Raw genomic sequence first — 13,890 nt, forward strand, 5'->3', positions numbered from 1 at the left:
ATATCCTCAATATGATTTATATGCTGTAAACGCATCAGCTGGCTACAATGGAGTTCCGGGGCTTTTGATTACCCAGATTGGCAACAAAAACTTAACATGGGAAGAAACTTACACCAGCGGATTAGGACTGGATGCTACTGCTTTCAATAATAGGGTTAGACTTACGCTAGATTATTATATTAAAAACACAGACAACATTTTGTCCAATGTGCCGATTAGTGGCCTGACTGGTGTAACATCAATTTCGCAAAACGTAGGTAAAATGCAAAACAAGGGGATAGAAATAGCGCTTGGAGGCGATATTATCCGTACAGATGATTTGCTATGGAGCTTGGATATGAATATTGGTCACAATGTTAACAAGCTTACAGACATCTACAAAACCAGAAATTCGGATGGGACCTATTCGGCCAAACCTATAATAACAGATGATGGTTTGGGCATCGCTGGTTCAGCACGCAGACTTTTACAAATTGGGCTACCTGTTGATACTTATTATATGCCAGAATGGGCAGGCGTTAATCCTGACGATGGTAAGCCCATGTGGTACACTGTCACCAGGGACGCAAATGGCAATGAAACAGCAAGAACAAAAACTTCCGATTATGCAAAAGCCACTCAAGAAAAGCTGGACAAAGCATCACCTGATGTATTTGGTGGAATTACAACTTATTTTAAATGGAAGAAATTTGATTTGAATGGGTTATTTGGATATTCAATTGGTGGTAAAGTTTATAATTATTCGCGTCAGGAATACGATTCGGATGGAACCTATACAGATAGGAACCAAATGAAATTAATGGATGGCTGGAAAAGGTGGGAAAAAGCCGGCGACATTGCTACCCACCCTGTAGCACGATACAACAATCAGGATAAGGGAAATTCTATGTCTTCCCGTTATATGGAAAGTAATGATTTTTTTAGATTACGTTCTCTGGCGGTAGGTTATAACTTTGATCTCAAAAAGTATAAAGTCAAAAATTTAAGAGTTTACCTGTCCGGAGAAAATCTATTTGTGATCACCAAATATTCTGGAGTAGATCCAGAAATACCTGTTAGAGAAGATAATCAAGCGATATTGTTTTCTACAGGGCCATCTGTTTACCCAATGGCCAGAAAATTCATGTTTGGACTTAATGTTTCATTCTAAAGCGTATAAAAAATGAAAAAAATATTAGCTATAATTTTTGTTATAATATCCCTATCATCTTGCGAGATTGATAGAGATCCGTTCGGATCAATGAAATCTGAGAAGATAAACGATAACCCCGAGGGGTCTATAGATGGTTTATTGAACGGAATGTATGGCCAGTTGAAGGCTTGGTCAGATCCAATGCACCGTTTAGGGGAATATGCAGGAGATAATATGATGATCAGAGGTTCTTCCACAGATGCATTCTATGAATTTATTTCCTTTGCCAGAACGCCAAATAACGGAAGATTAGGGACTTTTTGGGATAGTGGATATAAAGCGATCGCACAAGCATCCAATATCCTTAATAAGATCCCGTTGGGTAAAAGCGCTGAACTTGATAGCAAGTTAGGAGAATGTTACTTTGTTCGTGGAATGATGTATTTCTATCTGGTTCGTGCATTTGGACGCCCGTACTATCAAAACCCAGAGACCAACTTAGGCGTACCAATTGTTAATGGAACTCCAGATGATGTGATTAATGCAACTTTTCCAGATAGAGCGACTGTTAAAACAACTTATGAGCAGGTGATTTCTGACCTAAAAAAGGCCGAGGAATTAATCACCATTAATAAAGGCCCTATTTTTGCTTCTAAAGAAGCTGCTCAGGCCTTGCTTTCCAGGGTCTATCTATATATGAGTGGAACTTATAGTAATCCTAACCAAACTTATGCCCAATTAGCCGTAGATTATGCAACGAAAGTAATCACTGGGTCAACAAGATATGGCTTATTGCCGAGAGCAGAATTTATGAAATACAGCACCTTTATACCCGAAAGTAATAGAGAAACCATTTTTGCAATTAAGCGTGTAGCATCCGAATTTTCTGGCGATGATCATTATTATGGTATTGGCGGCATGTATTCAAATATTGGCGGCATGGGTTGGGGAGAGATGTACGCAAGCGCAAAATACATTGGCCTGCTGAATGAAACCGGAAGAAATGACTGGAGACCGGATAAATACAAAATCGTTGATGCCAGAGCCGCTTTTATCGAGCCCACCTATTCTAAAAATACAGCTGGTGCTTTTACCGAAGTATTTAGATTTATTAAGGATGATAATGGAAATACATTAAACTATGTACAAGCTCCTACAACCAGAAATGGAAATACAATTACCTGTAAAGAGGGTAGTGATGAGTACACCCTTACACCTGTTGATGCAACACAAGAAATTTATACCATTAACTACAAAAATGGCAAAACCTACACAGGAGTAATTGACTATTTTATTACGTTAAATCGCGCTTACCCTCAATTTTACATTGTCAAATCTTCCCGTGAAGGAGAAAATTCTCAATTACATTCTCCAGTAATTAGCAGGCTGGCTGAAGTATATCTGAATAGAGCCGAGGCATATGCCAAATTGCAAAACTATCCGGGAGCCCTTAATGATTTAAATGAGATAAGATCCCGTGCTATTGTTAATGGAGGATATGCTTCTTTAAACGCCACAAATGCAGGCGAACTAATTGATAAAGAAAGACAATTAGAATTGGCTTATCAAGCAGAGCGTAGCTTTGATGTATTCCGTAATGGGAAGTCTCTTTCGCGTCAATATCCAGGACCTCAAACTCAGACCGCGGAAATACCTGCTACAGATTTTCGAGTTGTTTATTATATTCCCCAAAGTGCTATTAATTCATATCCGGGAAAATTAACGCAAAATCCAACTAATTAATGCCAGTAACAACGAGCGGCTAAAATAACCGCTCGTTGTTTTTTCAGGTTCCTAGTTCTCATTTAACAATGACCCATCCAGGAAGTAAAATTACCCACGCAACATGGAGCCGAATGTGATATCATATTGGTATTACACTTCGTATGCCACCCTTGCAAACTTATTTCTATATTCAATTGGGGTAAGCCCTGTAATCTTTTTAAATATATCTCTGAATGCTTTAGTGTCCGTATAACCTACATCAAACATGATTTCTGATATATTCTTTCTTGATGCTTCAAAAAATTTTTTGGCAGCTTCTATTCTTACTCTTTGTATATACTCTATGGATGTATTGTTGGTGGCCTCTTTAAATCTTCTTTCAAATGTTCTGCGACCCGTATTAATTAACGTTGCTAACGATTCTATTGTTATTTTATCTTCATAGTGTTTTTCAATATGATCCTGGACTTTTTGAATTTCCGCATCACCATGGTTTCTTTGACCTTTGAATATAGCGAACTGAGACTGGCTGTCTCTCCCCATATCTAAAGCAAAATATTTTGAGATCATTACCGCTGTTTCCCGATCAGCAAACTTTTCAATCAGGTATAATATTAAATTCCATAAGCTACTTGCTCCGCCACTGCTGTAAATGTTATCGTGTTCTGTTATGATAGCTCCGTCTTCTACTTCCACCTCTGGATATCGTTCTCTAAAATCATTAATATGTGCCCAATGTGTAGAGCATTTTTTACCATTGAGCAAACCTGTTTCAGCTAAGAGGAAAGCACCGATACACAAGCTGGCAAGACTTGAACCGTTTTCATATAGCTTTTTGAAATAAGGTATGGCCTCTGCATTGGCCAGTATTCCTTTGGTGGTATCGCCAAATGTAGGTGGTATAATCAATAAGTCTGTTTCAGTGACATCTTTGAGCAACCTGTCGGTTTTAATGGTGTATTCTCCATTGTTTGCGGGTACATACTCGTTTAAACCGACATACTCTACGCTGAAAATTGGTTTTTTACCAAATGTGGTTAAAAATTCATTGGCAGTATGAAAGCTTCTAAAGGGCGGTGTAATTGCTTCAATTACCCCATACTCAGGCACAAAGACTGAAATTTTCATCGTATTAAATTTATTTTTTTATCGGTGATGAAGCTATCATGATTTTTTTGGTCGTTCCGTCTGCGAGTTTTCCTAAAATCATGATGGTCGCATATCAATAATAAGATTAAGCTACTAAACTAAAGAATAGTTTTGTCATAATCCACCCCTAATTTGTCGTTTTCACAACAGACCTGATTTTATGGCCTAATGTATCTTTGAGTAATGGAATTTAATTAAAAAAAATAACAATGACTCAAGTATCAGGAATTAACCAACTAATTAATCAACACTAATTATTTTAATATTATGAAAAAGAATAAAGTAATCTTTTGGGTGGCAACTGTCATCATCGTGCTTTGGGAGGGCGTAATGCCGCTTGGTACCATGCTATTTGCACCAGAATATGTGACTGTAGGCACGAAACCTCTGGGTTATCCGGACTATTTTGCTTATGCGCTGATCATCTGTAAAGTACTCGGCGTTTTTGCCATTGCCTACCCTAAAACACCAGCTAAGCTAAAGGAATGGGCCTATGCGGGACTCACATTTAACTTAATTTTTGCTTTCATCAGTCATGCCTATGTAGATAAAAACATTGGGTTTATGCTAACACCACTGGTGATACTGGGAATCCTTGTCCTTTCTTATCGATATAACAATAAAATTCCTGATGCTTAATTTATGCGACTATGACTGAGTCTAATCATGATAGATTAATAAGTGCGGTTTTCATCACATTTTCGGGAAACTGTAAAAAAGCGCTCAGCTTTTATCAAACCTGCTTTGGGGGACAGTTACAATTTGAAACTTTTGAAAAAAAAATGCCTGGATACAGTGAATTACCTGTTGTTAGTGGATCCCTGGTTTCTGACGGGATAGTTATTCATGGTTCGGACCTGGTACACAACGAAGGACGAAAAATCGGAAATTATATTTCTATTTTTTTGCACTGTAAAAATACCTGTGATAGAAAAGAGCTGATGGAAAAACTGGAATCTGATGAAAAGAATATTGTTGTAAATAACGATGATGATCAAAAGCTAGTTGAAGTAACTGATGCTTTTGACGTGAGATGGATACTGGGCATTTAGTAACAAATAAAGAAACAAATGAAGTAAAAGCAAACGTTTGTGTTGCAGTTAATTCTTATAAAAGAATTTACATGTCTATTTTGACAGGATAATAATATGGCAATGATGATACTATCAATTCCTAAGTCCTTAAAAGCAGCTTTAGTTTCGTTTATTTTCCCTTTTTTGATGGCAGCTTCGCCAGCAATGGCGCAAAAAATAAATACTGTAAAAGTGACGGGCGCCAAGAAGACCACTTCAACTGTTGTTGAGGTGGTGCTTTCAAACAATCAAAAATTGACATTGGACTTCTACAGTAATCATATTTTTAGGTTATTTCAGGATAACGCCGGAGGAACTTTCAGGAATCCGGAAGCAAAACCTGAAGCTAAAATTCTTGTTGAAAATCCACGAAAAGCAGTTTCGGATTTAAATGTGAAGGACGAGAATGGTCTCGTGATCATTTCTACGGATAAGATTGCCGTTCAGATAGACAAGAATACCAGCTTATTGAAGATCATCAGCCAGACAACGAATGCTGTAATTCTTGAAGAAGCAGCACCCGTCAGTTTTGAGAAAAATGCAGTAACACTGACATTAAAAGAAAACCCTCAGGAATATTTCTATGGCGGCGGAGTACAGAACGGACGTTTTTCGCATAAGGGGAAAGCAATCTCTATTGAAAATCAAAACAGCTGGACAGATGGGGGAGTAGCATCACCGACACCATATTACTGGTCATCCAATGGCTATGGTCTACTATGGCATACATTCAAAAAAGGAAGGTATGACTTTGGGGCTAAGGAAAAAGGCCTGGTGAAATTGTCGCACGAGACAGATTATCTGGATGTATTTTTCATGACGGGAGACGAACCTGTCGTACTTTTGAGTGACTTTTATCAGCTGACGGGAAATCCGGTATTGCTGCCTAAGTTTGGTTTTTATCAGGGCCATTTAAATGCTTATAACCGTGACTTCTGGGCAGAAGATGAAAAGGGAATACTGTTTGAAGATGGCAGGCGCTACAAAGAAAGTCAAAAGGAAAATGGCGGCAAAAAAGAGTCGCTCAACGGTGAAAAGAACAATTATCAATTCTCTGCGCGTGCGGTTATAGACCGGTATAAAAAGAATGATATGCCTTTTGGATGGATACTTCCAAATGATGGGTATGGTGCTGGTTACGGACAGACGGAGACTTTGGATGGAAATATCCGGAATTTAAAAAGCTTAGGCGATTACGCGCGTAAAAATGGCGTTCAAATAGGCTTGTGGACGCAGTCTGACCTTCACCCTAAATCAGGAGTAAGTGCCTTACTGCAGCGTGATATTATAAAAGAAGTTAAAGATGCTGGTGTTCGTGTGCTGAAAACTGACGTGGCATGGGTCGGGGCCGGATATTCCTTTGGACTTAATGGTGTGGGTGACGTAGGTCAGACCATTCCTAAATACGGAAATGACGCCAGGCCTTTCATTATCTCTTTAGATGGATGGGCAGGTACTCAACGTTATGCGGGTATTTGGTCGGGAGACCAGACAGGGGGTGTTTGGGAATACATTCGTTTCCATATCCCCACATACCTGGGTTCAGGCTTATCGGGACAACCAAACATCACTTCAGATATGGATGGCATCTTTGGCGGTAAGAATACTATAATTAATACCCGGGATTTCCAATGGAAAACCTTCACTCCAATGCAGCTCAATATGGATGGATGGGGTGCCAATGAGAAATATCCACATGCATTAGGAGAGCCCGTTGCATCTATCAACCGAAACTATTTGAAGTTGAAATCGGAGTTAATGCCTTACAGTTATAGCATCGCCAGGGCAGCTGTCACTGGCTTGCCGATGATCAGGGCAATGTTTTTGGAGTATCCAAATGCCTATACCCGGAGCAGTGCCACGCAATATCAATTCTTGTATGGACCTAACTTCCTGGTGGCGCCAATCTATCAGGCAACAAAACCAGATGGTAGCGGGAATGACATTCGTGATGGAATCTATCTGCCTGAAGGAATTTGGATCGACTATTTTACGGGAGAAAAGTACACTGGAAATTGTATCCTGAATAATTTTGACGCACCCATATGGAAATTGCCGGTGTTCGTTAAGAACGGAGCAATTATTCCGATGACAAATCCGAACAACAATGTACTGGAGATCAAAAAAGCAATTCGCATCTATGAAATCTATCCATCGGGAAAAAGTTCATTTACCGAATATGATGATGACGGTACAACAGAACAATACAAATCTGGAAAAGGTGCCTGGAGCTTAATAGAGTCTGAGGTTAATAAAAAGAATGTTGCTAATGTTACCATTCATTCTGCTAAGGGTGAGTTTGACGGTTTTGTAAAAGAAAAAGCCACAGAATTTAGAATAAATGTAACCGAAAAGCCGAAAAAAATAATTGCTGTAATTGGAAAAAATAAAATCAATCTGGACGAGGTTAATTCGATGGATGAGTTTGTGAAGGGAAATGATGTGTATTTCTACAATGCCGCCCCAAACTTAAACAAGTTCCCGACCCGGGGAAGTGAATTTGAAAAAGTGATCATCACAAAAAATCCTCAGTTGCTGGTAAAGCTAAGTTCTACTGATATTACAATAAACCAGGTAAGTCTTAGTGTTGAAGGGTTCAAATATGAGCCTTTAGATAAACGGCGTATCTCATCAGGAAAACTGACATCTCCGGCTAATGCCCGTATTACGGATAATAATACGGAAGCATATACACTGAAACCAACATGGGAGAAGGTTGATCATGCTGATTTCTATGAAATAGATTTTAATGATATGCACTACACCACCATTAGAGATACTACTTTGTTGTTTGACGGCTTATCAGCAGAAACGCCTTATTCATTTAAACTGCGTGCGGTAAATAAGGATGGTTATTCTGGTTGGACAGAAATTAAAGCCACTACTAAGACTAACCCGCTGGAGTTCGCCATTAAGGGTATTGCAGCCGAGACTACAGCTGAAAATCAGGGTGGGTCGGGAATTGACAATTTGTTTGACTTTGATGAAGGAAACATGTGGCATACCAAATGGGGCGAAAAATCAGTTCCTTTTGATATGGTTATCGATTTAAAATCCATCAGCAAGTTGGATAAATTCCATTACCTGCCACGTATTGGAAGGGGAAATGGCGTCATACTAAGGGGCAAAGTGTTCTACAGCGATAACAAAGAAAGCTGGACAGCAGCCGGTGATTTGGACTGGACAAGTTATGAACCCGTCAAGGTATTTAATTTTGCTGATCATCCTTCGGCCCGTTACATAAAAATTGCAGTTGCTGATGGTGTTGGCGGATTTGGATCAGGTCGTGAGCTGTATGTATTCAAGGTTCCCGGAACGGAAAGTTATCTTCCTGGTGATATTAACAACGATCATCTCATTGATAAGAATGATTTGACATCATACACCAACTACACCGGATTGCGAAAAGGTGATGCTGACTTTGAGGGTTATGTTAGTAATGGTGATATCAATAGAAATAATCTGATCGATGCTTATGACATTTCTGTTGTGGCTACACAGCTTGATGGTGGTATAGATCGCCGTAGAATTGATAAAATATCTGGTAAGCTTGAAATCAGTACAGCTAAACAGAGCTATAACAAGGACGAAATCATTGAGGTTAAAGTAAAAGGCACAGACCTTAAATCTGTAAACGCACTAAGTTTTGCATTGCCCTACAATCCGCAGGATTATGAATTTATAGGTATACAGTCTTTGGGTATGAAGGATATGGATAACCTGACTTATGACAGGCTGCATACTGATGGTGCTAAATCTTTGTATCCGACTTTTTTGAATTTAGGTAAGAAGGAGCCTTTGACTGGTACTTCTGATCTGTTTATACTGAAATTGAAAGCCAAGCGGAGTGTGAAGTTTGATCTTAAAATGACTGATAGAATCTTGGTTGACAAGAACCTCAATTTAAGCAGATAAAAGCGTTAATAGTAATTTAATACCGCAATTACTATTAACGCTTAAGGAATCCGGATGAGTGCGTTTTATGGTTAAAACTCCAGCCGGTAGTTGAGCGTTGGAATGATACCACTCCATTTTGAGGCCTCAATGATACGTTTGCTCGAATTGTAATGCATGCCCATAGTATTCTCCTTGTTTAACAGATTTTGAATATCCATAAGGATCATATGACTCACTTTTTTACTGTTGATGCGGTAACTTGCTGAAAAGTCTACACGCATATAGGGGTCGGTTGTCAGGGTATTGATCTTGTTCTGGTCGATGACCTCTTCATCAAGTCGTATTGATTCTTCCACCAGTACAGGCGTATAGCGCCTTCCCCCCGCGTAGATAAGTTTTCCGTTTAGTCCAAATAAATTGTTCCTCCGGGTTTTCCACTCTTTACCCATCAGTAAGTTACCTACATAGCGGGTGTTGAATGCGGTATTAAACTCCTGCTTGCTCAGCGCTTCGAATTTTGAGTCAAAAAGAGAAGAAGTGACCATAAAATAATATCCCCTGCTTAATGATTTTTCAAGTGAAAGTTCTACACCATAATTCTTTCCTGTGCCTTTGTTGACCAGTGAACGGTAAGCTGAAGATGATATGGCAGAGTTGTCTGACTCATTGAGCAAAGAAAAATTCACTGTAGGATCAACAGACACTGGAACATTGTATAAATGCTGATAGTAAACCTCTGTTTTAAACTTCAGGCTGCCGCCGAATAACTTTTCATAGCCCATCACTGCCTGAGCGGATTTTGTAGGCTGCAGTTTATTATTTGCCGGTTCATTTGCTTGTCCTGATGGTACGGCGCTTTTTGCAAAATAATAGGAAAGCGGTTCAAGACGATTATACAAGCCCGCGCCGAATGACAATTGCTGGTCGGCAGGCAGTTTCAGGTTCAAGCCCACACGCGGTTCAATGGTCCAGCTTTTACTCATGTTAAAGTAATTGGCATGCAAACCTGTATTTAGTGTCAACCTGCTGCTCAGTTCTGCTTTATGCTGGACAAAAGCATCATAGCTGCTGGTGTTTCCTTTTTGGTTGATCAGCTCTTTCAGGGCTTTTAATTCCGTATTGTATTCCTGCCCGTAAAGGTTGTAGCTCAAAAAGCTGGCGTTGACACCTGTACGGATCACATTGCTGCTGTTGATGTTATAATTGACAGTACCGGCGTAGCGGATGGCTGTATTGGTATACCGGTTTCTGTCAGAAAGGCTGCTGCGGTAGTCGTGGTCAAGGGTGTCAATGTGACTGGAACTGCGGTTGCCCGAAATGGAAATCACATTGTTGAAATAAAGCTTGCTGCTGGCAATGTAGAGGTGTTTTAATCCGGTACTACCGGCATTGTAGCCAAACCTTATGTCCTGCCCGTCCATTCTTTCTTCCCATTTGGTATAGTCCCGCTCTGCATCTTTACTAAGCTTGCTCAGGCCCCCAATTCCGAAAAGTGAAAAGGTCCCCGCTTTTTTTGTCGGGAATACAAAATTAAAGGACAGATCCTGATACTTTGGTACTCCTTCATCGGAGACCTTGACACCCACCTTTTCCAGCAGGCTTAAGGAAGAATAACGATAGCTGATCAGGTAGGAAGAACTGCCGCCTTTTTTAAATGGTCCTTCCAGCGTGGCACCCGCACCCAGGATACCAATGTTGAAAGCGTATTCACGCTTGTCGGTATTTCCTTTCCTGAATTTTAAATCGAATACACCAGATAAGGCATTGCTGTATTCTGCCGCTAAACCGCCGGTATAGAAATCGGAAGTACTTAAAACGGTAGTATTGATCATGCTAACTGCTCCTCCTGAGGCGCCTTCGCTGCCAAAATGGTTAGGGTTTATGATTTCTATACCCTCCAGGCGCCACTGCAGGCTCTTTGGCGAGTTACCCCTCACGATGATCTCATTGTCATCACCGCCGGCAACCACACCTGCAAAACTTTGGGCCATGCGTGCGGGATCAAAGAAAGCACCTGCATACCGGTTCGTTTCCTCGGGCGAAAACGATCTCCCGCTGGTCAAAGCCATCTGGTTGAGGGGCTTTTTGCCCGCACTGGCATTAACCACCACCTCATTGAGTTTATTGCTTTGCGCATCCAGTTCCAGATTGATTACCAATTCTTTACCGCTTGTGATCAGTAGCTCAGCGAGAGTGACCTGCTGATATCCTACCAGACTTGCCTGGAGTGCCTGACGGCCCAGAGGTACATTGATCAGCCGGAATGTGCCGCTGGTGTCGGTGCTCACCTGTTTTACGCCAGGACTTGAAACAAGCACGATGTTTACACCCTGAAGCGGGAGTTTAGTGGCCCTGTCGGTCACCGTTCCTTTGATGGTCTGCTTCAGGACCTGTTTATTAAAAATTGTAATGGAATCCTTGTTTTGGGCGAAAAGATTAAAACCCTGTAGAAGAAAGGCCAGAAGAAAAACCGGGAGAAATTTCATAGTCATTTATGGATTTGTTTTCTCCTATGACAACCGGTTTGGTGTTTACCCCTACGTCGGGATAAATTATTTTATAGGGATATGAACTTTATTTTATCCTGATGTAGTCTGACGTAAACCCGTCATAAACATTATCTGCAATGGTCAGTGAATCATTTCTTAGCGTGATGATGCTGCCCTTGTTTTGAGGATCAGCTGTTGCGTCAAATTGTACGGCATTTTCTTCTTTGCCGGAATAAATGCTTTTGAGTCTGGTGAGGCTGTAAGTGCCCTGCAATTTGACCTGATCATTTTCAGACCTTAAAAAGGCGTTGTCTTTTTTAAATTCAAGTACCGTAACGACAGCAGGATCTGCTTTTTGAGATTTCCCCGCATAACCACCGCTTTTGCCGGTATATTGCCATTTTCCAACCAGTTGTTTTTTGAAATCCGGAGATTCCTGTTCTTTTTTGCAGGTAGACGAACTGAGCAGCATAAATGCCAGAATCGTGTAGATCGTAGTTTTCATATTTTATATAACGTTAAAATCATATCATGCGCTACAAAAATTAATCCTATATTTTTCTATAAATTTATTCATATGATCTCAGCAACACTAGAAAGACTTGAATATCTATGCGCCATTATCCCGCCGCTTTTGGCCGGAATTGATGAACAGATACTTTCATTAAAACCCATTGCGAACAAATGGAGCAGGAAAGAAATCATCGGACACCTGATTGACAGTGCCGCAAATAACCATCAGCGTTTTGTACGCGGACAGTTTGAAGACAATCCGTCAATTGCCTATGATCAGAACAGATGGAATGAATTTAATTTTTATCAGCAAATAGACAGTCAGCAGCTTATCACCTTTTGGGAAATCTACAACAGGCAATTGGCAGCGCTGATCAAATGCATTCCCGGAGAAAATCTGCAACGCACCTGTCTGGTCGGGGCCCAGCTTTTGACATTGGACTTTTTAATCAATGATTATGTTAAGCACCTGGAGCATCATTTACATCAGATAGTTGATTATTAAAGATCTTTTCTATATTTACTGTGCAATCGATTGTATCGTGGCTGTATAACCAAAAATCTTAAACTATGACCATTTGTAAACGAATAATGTGTTGCCTGGCATTTTTTACCTGCTGCGCAAGCTATACATGGGCCCAAACCGCCAATCCATATGTCCTCATTGTTGGAAGCAAACCTTATTTACTGAGGAGCTACCTGATGTTTGAAGGCAAAAAACGCACGCATGTGATCTCTGTCGGTACCCCGGAAAAAGTAAGTTATTCTTACGACCTCAAGCAGGGTGCATTGTTGCAGGTGTGGCGCGGGCAGTTTATCGATGTGACAGAGATGTGGAAGGATAGGGGTGAGCCTCAGCTGGCCAAACCTTTAGGTACCGTGTTACCGCTTTCTGATGCTCCGGCTATCGCAGCACTGGCCGATAAGGATGCAGCCTGGCCGGATTCTGTTGCATTCGATGACCTCCGGAACGAGGGCTATGTATTGGATAAGAACAAAATGCCAACATTTATATATTCCTCAAATGATGCTGAGGTTAGTGACCAGATAGCGGTACAAAATGGCGGCGGATCGATAGACCGGACCCTAAGTATCAGCAACAGCAATGGCCTTCTGTATTGCAGGATCGCTGCAGGGCCTGTCATCGAGGTGCTAAAAGACAATACTTATAGCGTTGGAAATAAAGCTTACACTGTAAAAGTACCCGCTGATGCAAAGGCTTTTATCAGGAAAACAAAAAATGGCCAGGAATTGCTTGCACCATTGGCAAAAGGCACTTCTTCATTAACTTATTCGCTAATCTGGTAATCAAAATGAAACACTCGAAATACCTGCTGTCTTTTTTATTGTTTGGTGCCGGCATGATGACGGCAAATGCGCAAACAGAAAATCAAATATTTCCAATCGTTACGGTTCCTATCCCTAAAGAAATAGCCCTTGAAGTGGGTGGAATGACTTTTTTGCCCAATGATGAACTGGCCGTAGCTACCCGCCGTGGGGAAGTATGGATCATCACCAATCCATATATGAAAGACGGACAGCAACCTAAATATCGCTTATTTGCACATGGTATGCATGAAGTTCTGGGTCTGAATTACATTAAAGGGGATCTGTACCTGACCCAGCGTGCCGAGCTTACACGTCTCCGCGATCTGGATGGCGATGGCGAGGCTGATGAATACCGGACGATGTATTCCTGGCCATTATCGGGTAATTACCATGAGTATGCCTACGGCCCAATGCTGGACAAGGATGGCAATATGGTAGTTACCCTAAACTTAGGCTGGATTGGTTTTGGCGAAAGTTTGTCCAAATGGCATGGCTGGATGCTTAAATTTACCCCTGATTTCACAATGAAACCGTTTGCTACAGGTTTCCGTTCGCCGGCGGCTTTTGAAATGAACAGCAATGG

10 protein-coding genes and 1 pseudogene are annotated in these 13,890 nt (G+C 40.8%); 8 read left to right on the forward strand and 3 right to left on the reverse strand.

The features are described 5' to 3' along the window. Together VK541_RS09090 and VK541_RS09095 are read left to right on the forward strand one after the other, a co-directional pair. The coding region (locus VK541_RS09090; RefSeq protein WP_324369156.1) for a TonB-dependent receptor domain-containing protein at nt 1-1,150 on the forward strand (1,150 nt) is incomplete at its 5' end. Between the two features lie 12 nt (nt 1,151-1,162). After that, nucleotides 1,163-2,875: a RagB/SusD family nutrient uptake outer membrane protein gene (locus tag VK541_RS09095; RefSeq protein WP_324369158.1), complete on the forward strand. Its 1,713-nt coding sequence runs from the start codon at nt 1,163-1,165 to the stop codon at nt 2,873-2,875. Nucleotides 2,876-3,007: 132 nt separating this feature from the next. On the opposite strand, the gene VK541_RS09100 is transcribed toward VK541_RS09095, so the two are convergent. Next, the gene (locus VK541_RS09100) at nt 3,008-3,985 is read right to left on the reverse strand and encodes a GlxA family transcriptional regulator (protein ID WP_324369160.1); all 978 of its coding nucleotides are present in this window, start codon (nt 3,983-3,985) and stop codon (nt 3,008-3,010) included. Between the two features lie 288 nt (nt 3,986-4,273). Between VK541_RS09100 and VK541_RS09105 the strand changes: the two genes are divergently transcribed. The 3 genes from VK541_RS09105 to VK541_RS09115 all read left to right on the forward strand — a co-directional run bounded on the left by VK541_RS09105 (nt 4,274) and on the right by VK541_RS09115 (nt 8,994). Further along, nucleotides 4,274-4,645, forward strand: coding sequence for a DoxX family protein (locus VK541_RS09105; RefSeq protein ID WP_324369161.1), 372 nt, complete (start codon nt 4,274-4,276; stop codon nt 4,643-4,645). Nucleotides 4,646-4,656: 11 nt separating this feature from the next. Beyond that, nucleotides 4,657-5,058 carry a glyoxalase gene (locus VK541_RS09110; RefSeq protein WP_324369163.1) on the forward strand — a complete coding sequence of 134 codons (402 nt, stop codon included), beginning with the start codon at nt 4,657-4,659 and terminating at the stop codon, nt 5,056-5,058. 168 nt (nt 5,059-5,226) lie between these two features. Then, entirely contained in the window at nt 5,227-8,994 is a 3,768-nt protein-coding gene (locus tag VK541_RS09115) for a TIM-barrel domain-containing protein (protein ID WP_324369166.1), read from the forward strand. Between the two features lie 71 nt (nt 8,995-9,065). Here the strand turns inward: VK541_RS09115 and VK541_RS09120 are convergent, their stop codons facing one another. After that, nucleotides 9,066-11,462 carry a TonB-dependent receptor gene (locus VK541_RS09120; RefSeq protein WP_324369169.1) on the reverse strand — a complete coding sequence of 799 codons (2,397 nt, stop codon included), beginning with the start codon at nt 11,460-11,462 and terminating at the stop codon, nt 9,066-9,068. An 88-nt stretch (nt 11,463-11,550) separates the two neighbouring features. After that, nucleotides 11,551-11,970, reverse strand: coding sequence for a hypothetical protein (locus VK541_RS09125; RefSeq protein ID WP_324369171.1), 420 nt, complete (start codon nt 11,968-11,970; stop codon nt 11,551-11,553). Between the two features lie 72 nt (nt 11,971-12,042). Here VK541_RS09125 and VK541_RS09130 point away from each other — a divergent pair, with 72 nt between their 5' ends. The 3 genes and pseudogenes from VK541_RS09130 to VK541_RS09140 all read left to right on the forward strand — a co-directional run. Further along, the gene (locus VK541_RS09130) at nt 12,043-12,483 is read left to right on the forward strand and encodes a DinB family protein (protein WP_324369172.1); all 441 of its coding nucleotides are present in this window, start codon (nt 12,043-12,045) and stop codon (nt 12,481-12,483) included. A gap of 65 nt (nt 12,484-12,548) precedes the next feature. Next, a complete protein-coding gene (locus tag VK541_RS09135) occupies nt 12,549-13,286 on the forward strand; it encodes a hypothetical protein (protein ID WP_324369174.1) in 738 nt (245 codons plus the stop codon). 5 nt (nt 13,287-13,291) lie between these two features. Next, nucleotides 13,292-13,890: pseudogene (locus tag VK541_RS09140) on the forward strand (hypothetical protein); the annotation flags it as partial.

Origin of the sequence: Pedobacter sp. (assembly GCF_035317785.1) — a bacterium.
Classification (GTDB): Bacteria; Bacteroidota; Bacteroidia; order Sphingobacteriales; family Sphingobacteriaceae; genus Pedobacter.

Excerpts from the sequence above, each read along its gene's own strand:
- VK541_RS09115 (WP_324369166.1), top strand. The coding sequence starts at position 5,227 with ATGGCAGCTTCGCCAGCAATGGCGCAAAAAATAAATACTGTAAAAGTG.
- VK541_RS09120 (WP_324369169.1), bottom strand. The coding sequence starts at position 11,462 with ATGAAATTTCTCCCGGTTTTTCTTCTGGCCTTTCTTCTACAGGGTTTT.
- VK541_RS09105 (WP_324369161.1), top strand. The coding sequence starts at position 4,274 with ATGAAAAAGAATAAAGTAATCTTTTGGGTGGCAACTGTCATCATCGTG.
- VK541_RS09125 (WP_324369171.1), bottom strand. The coding sequence starts at position 11,970 with ATGAAAACTACGATCTACACGATTCTGGCATTTATGCTGCTCAGTTCG.
- VK541_RS09095 (WP_324369158.1), top strand. The coding sequence starts at position 1,163 with ATGAAAAAAATATTAGCTATAATTTTTGTTATAATATCCCTATCATCT.
- VK541_RS09135 (WP_324369174.1), top strand. The coding sequence starts at position 12,549 with ATGACCATTTGTAAACGAATAATGTGTTGCCTGGCATTTTTTACCTGC.
- VK541_RS09100 (WP_324369160.1), bottom strand. The coding sequence starts at position 3,985 with ATGAAAATTTCAGTCTTTGTGCCTGAGTATGGGGTAATTGAAGCAATT.
- VK541_RS09110 (WP_324369163.1), top strand. The coding sequence starts at position 4,657 with ATGACTGAGTCTAATCATGATAGATTAATAAGTGCGGTTTTCATCACA.
- VK541_RS09130 (WP_324369172.1), top strand. The coding sequence starts at position 12,043 with ATGATCTCAGCAACACTAGAAAGACTTGAATATCTATGCGCCATTATC.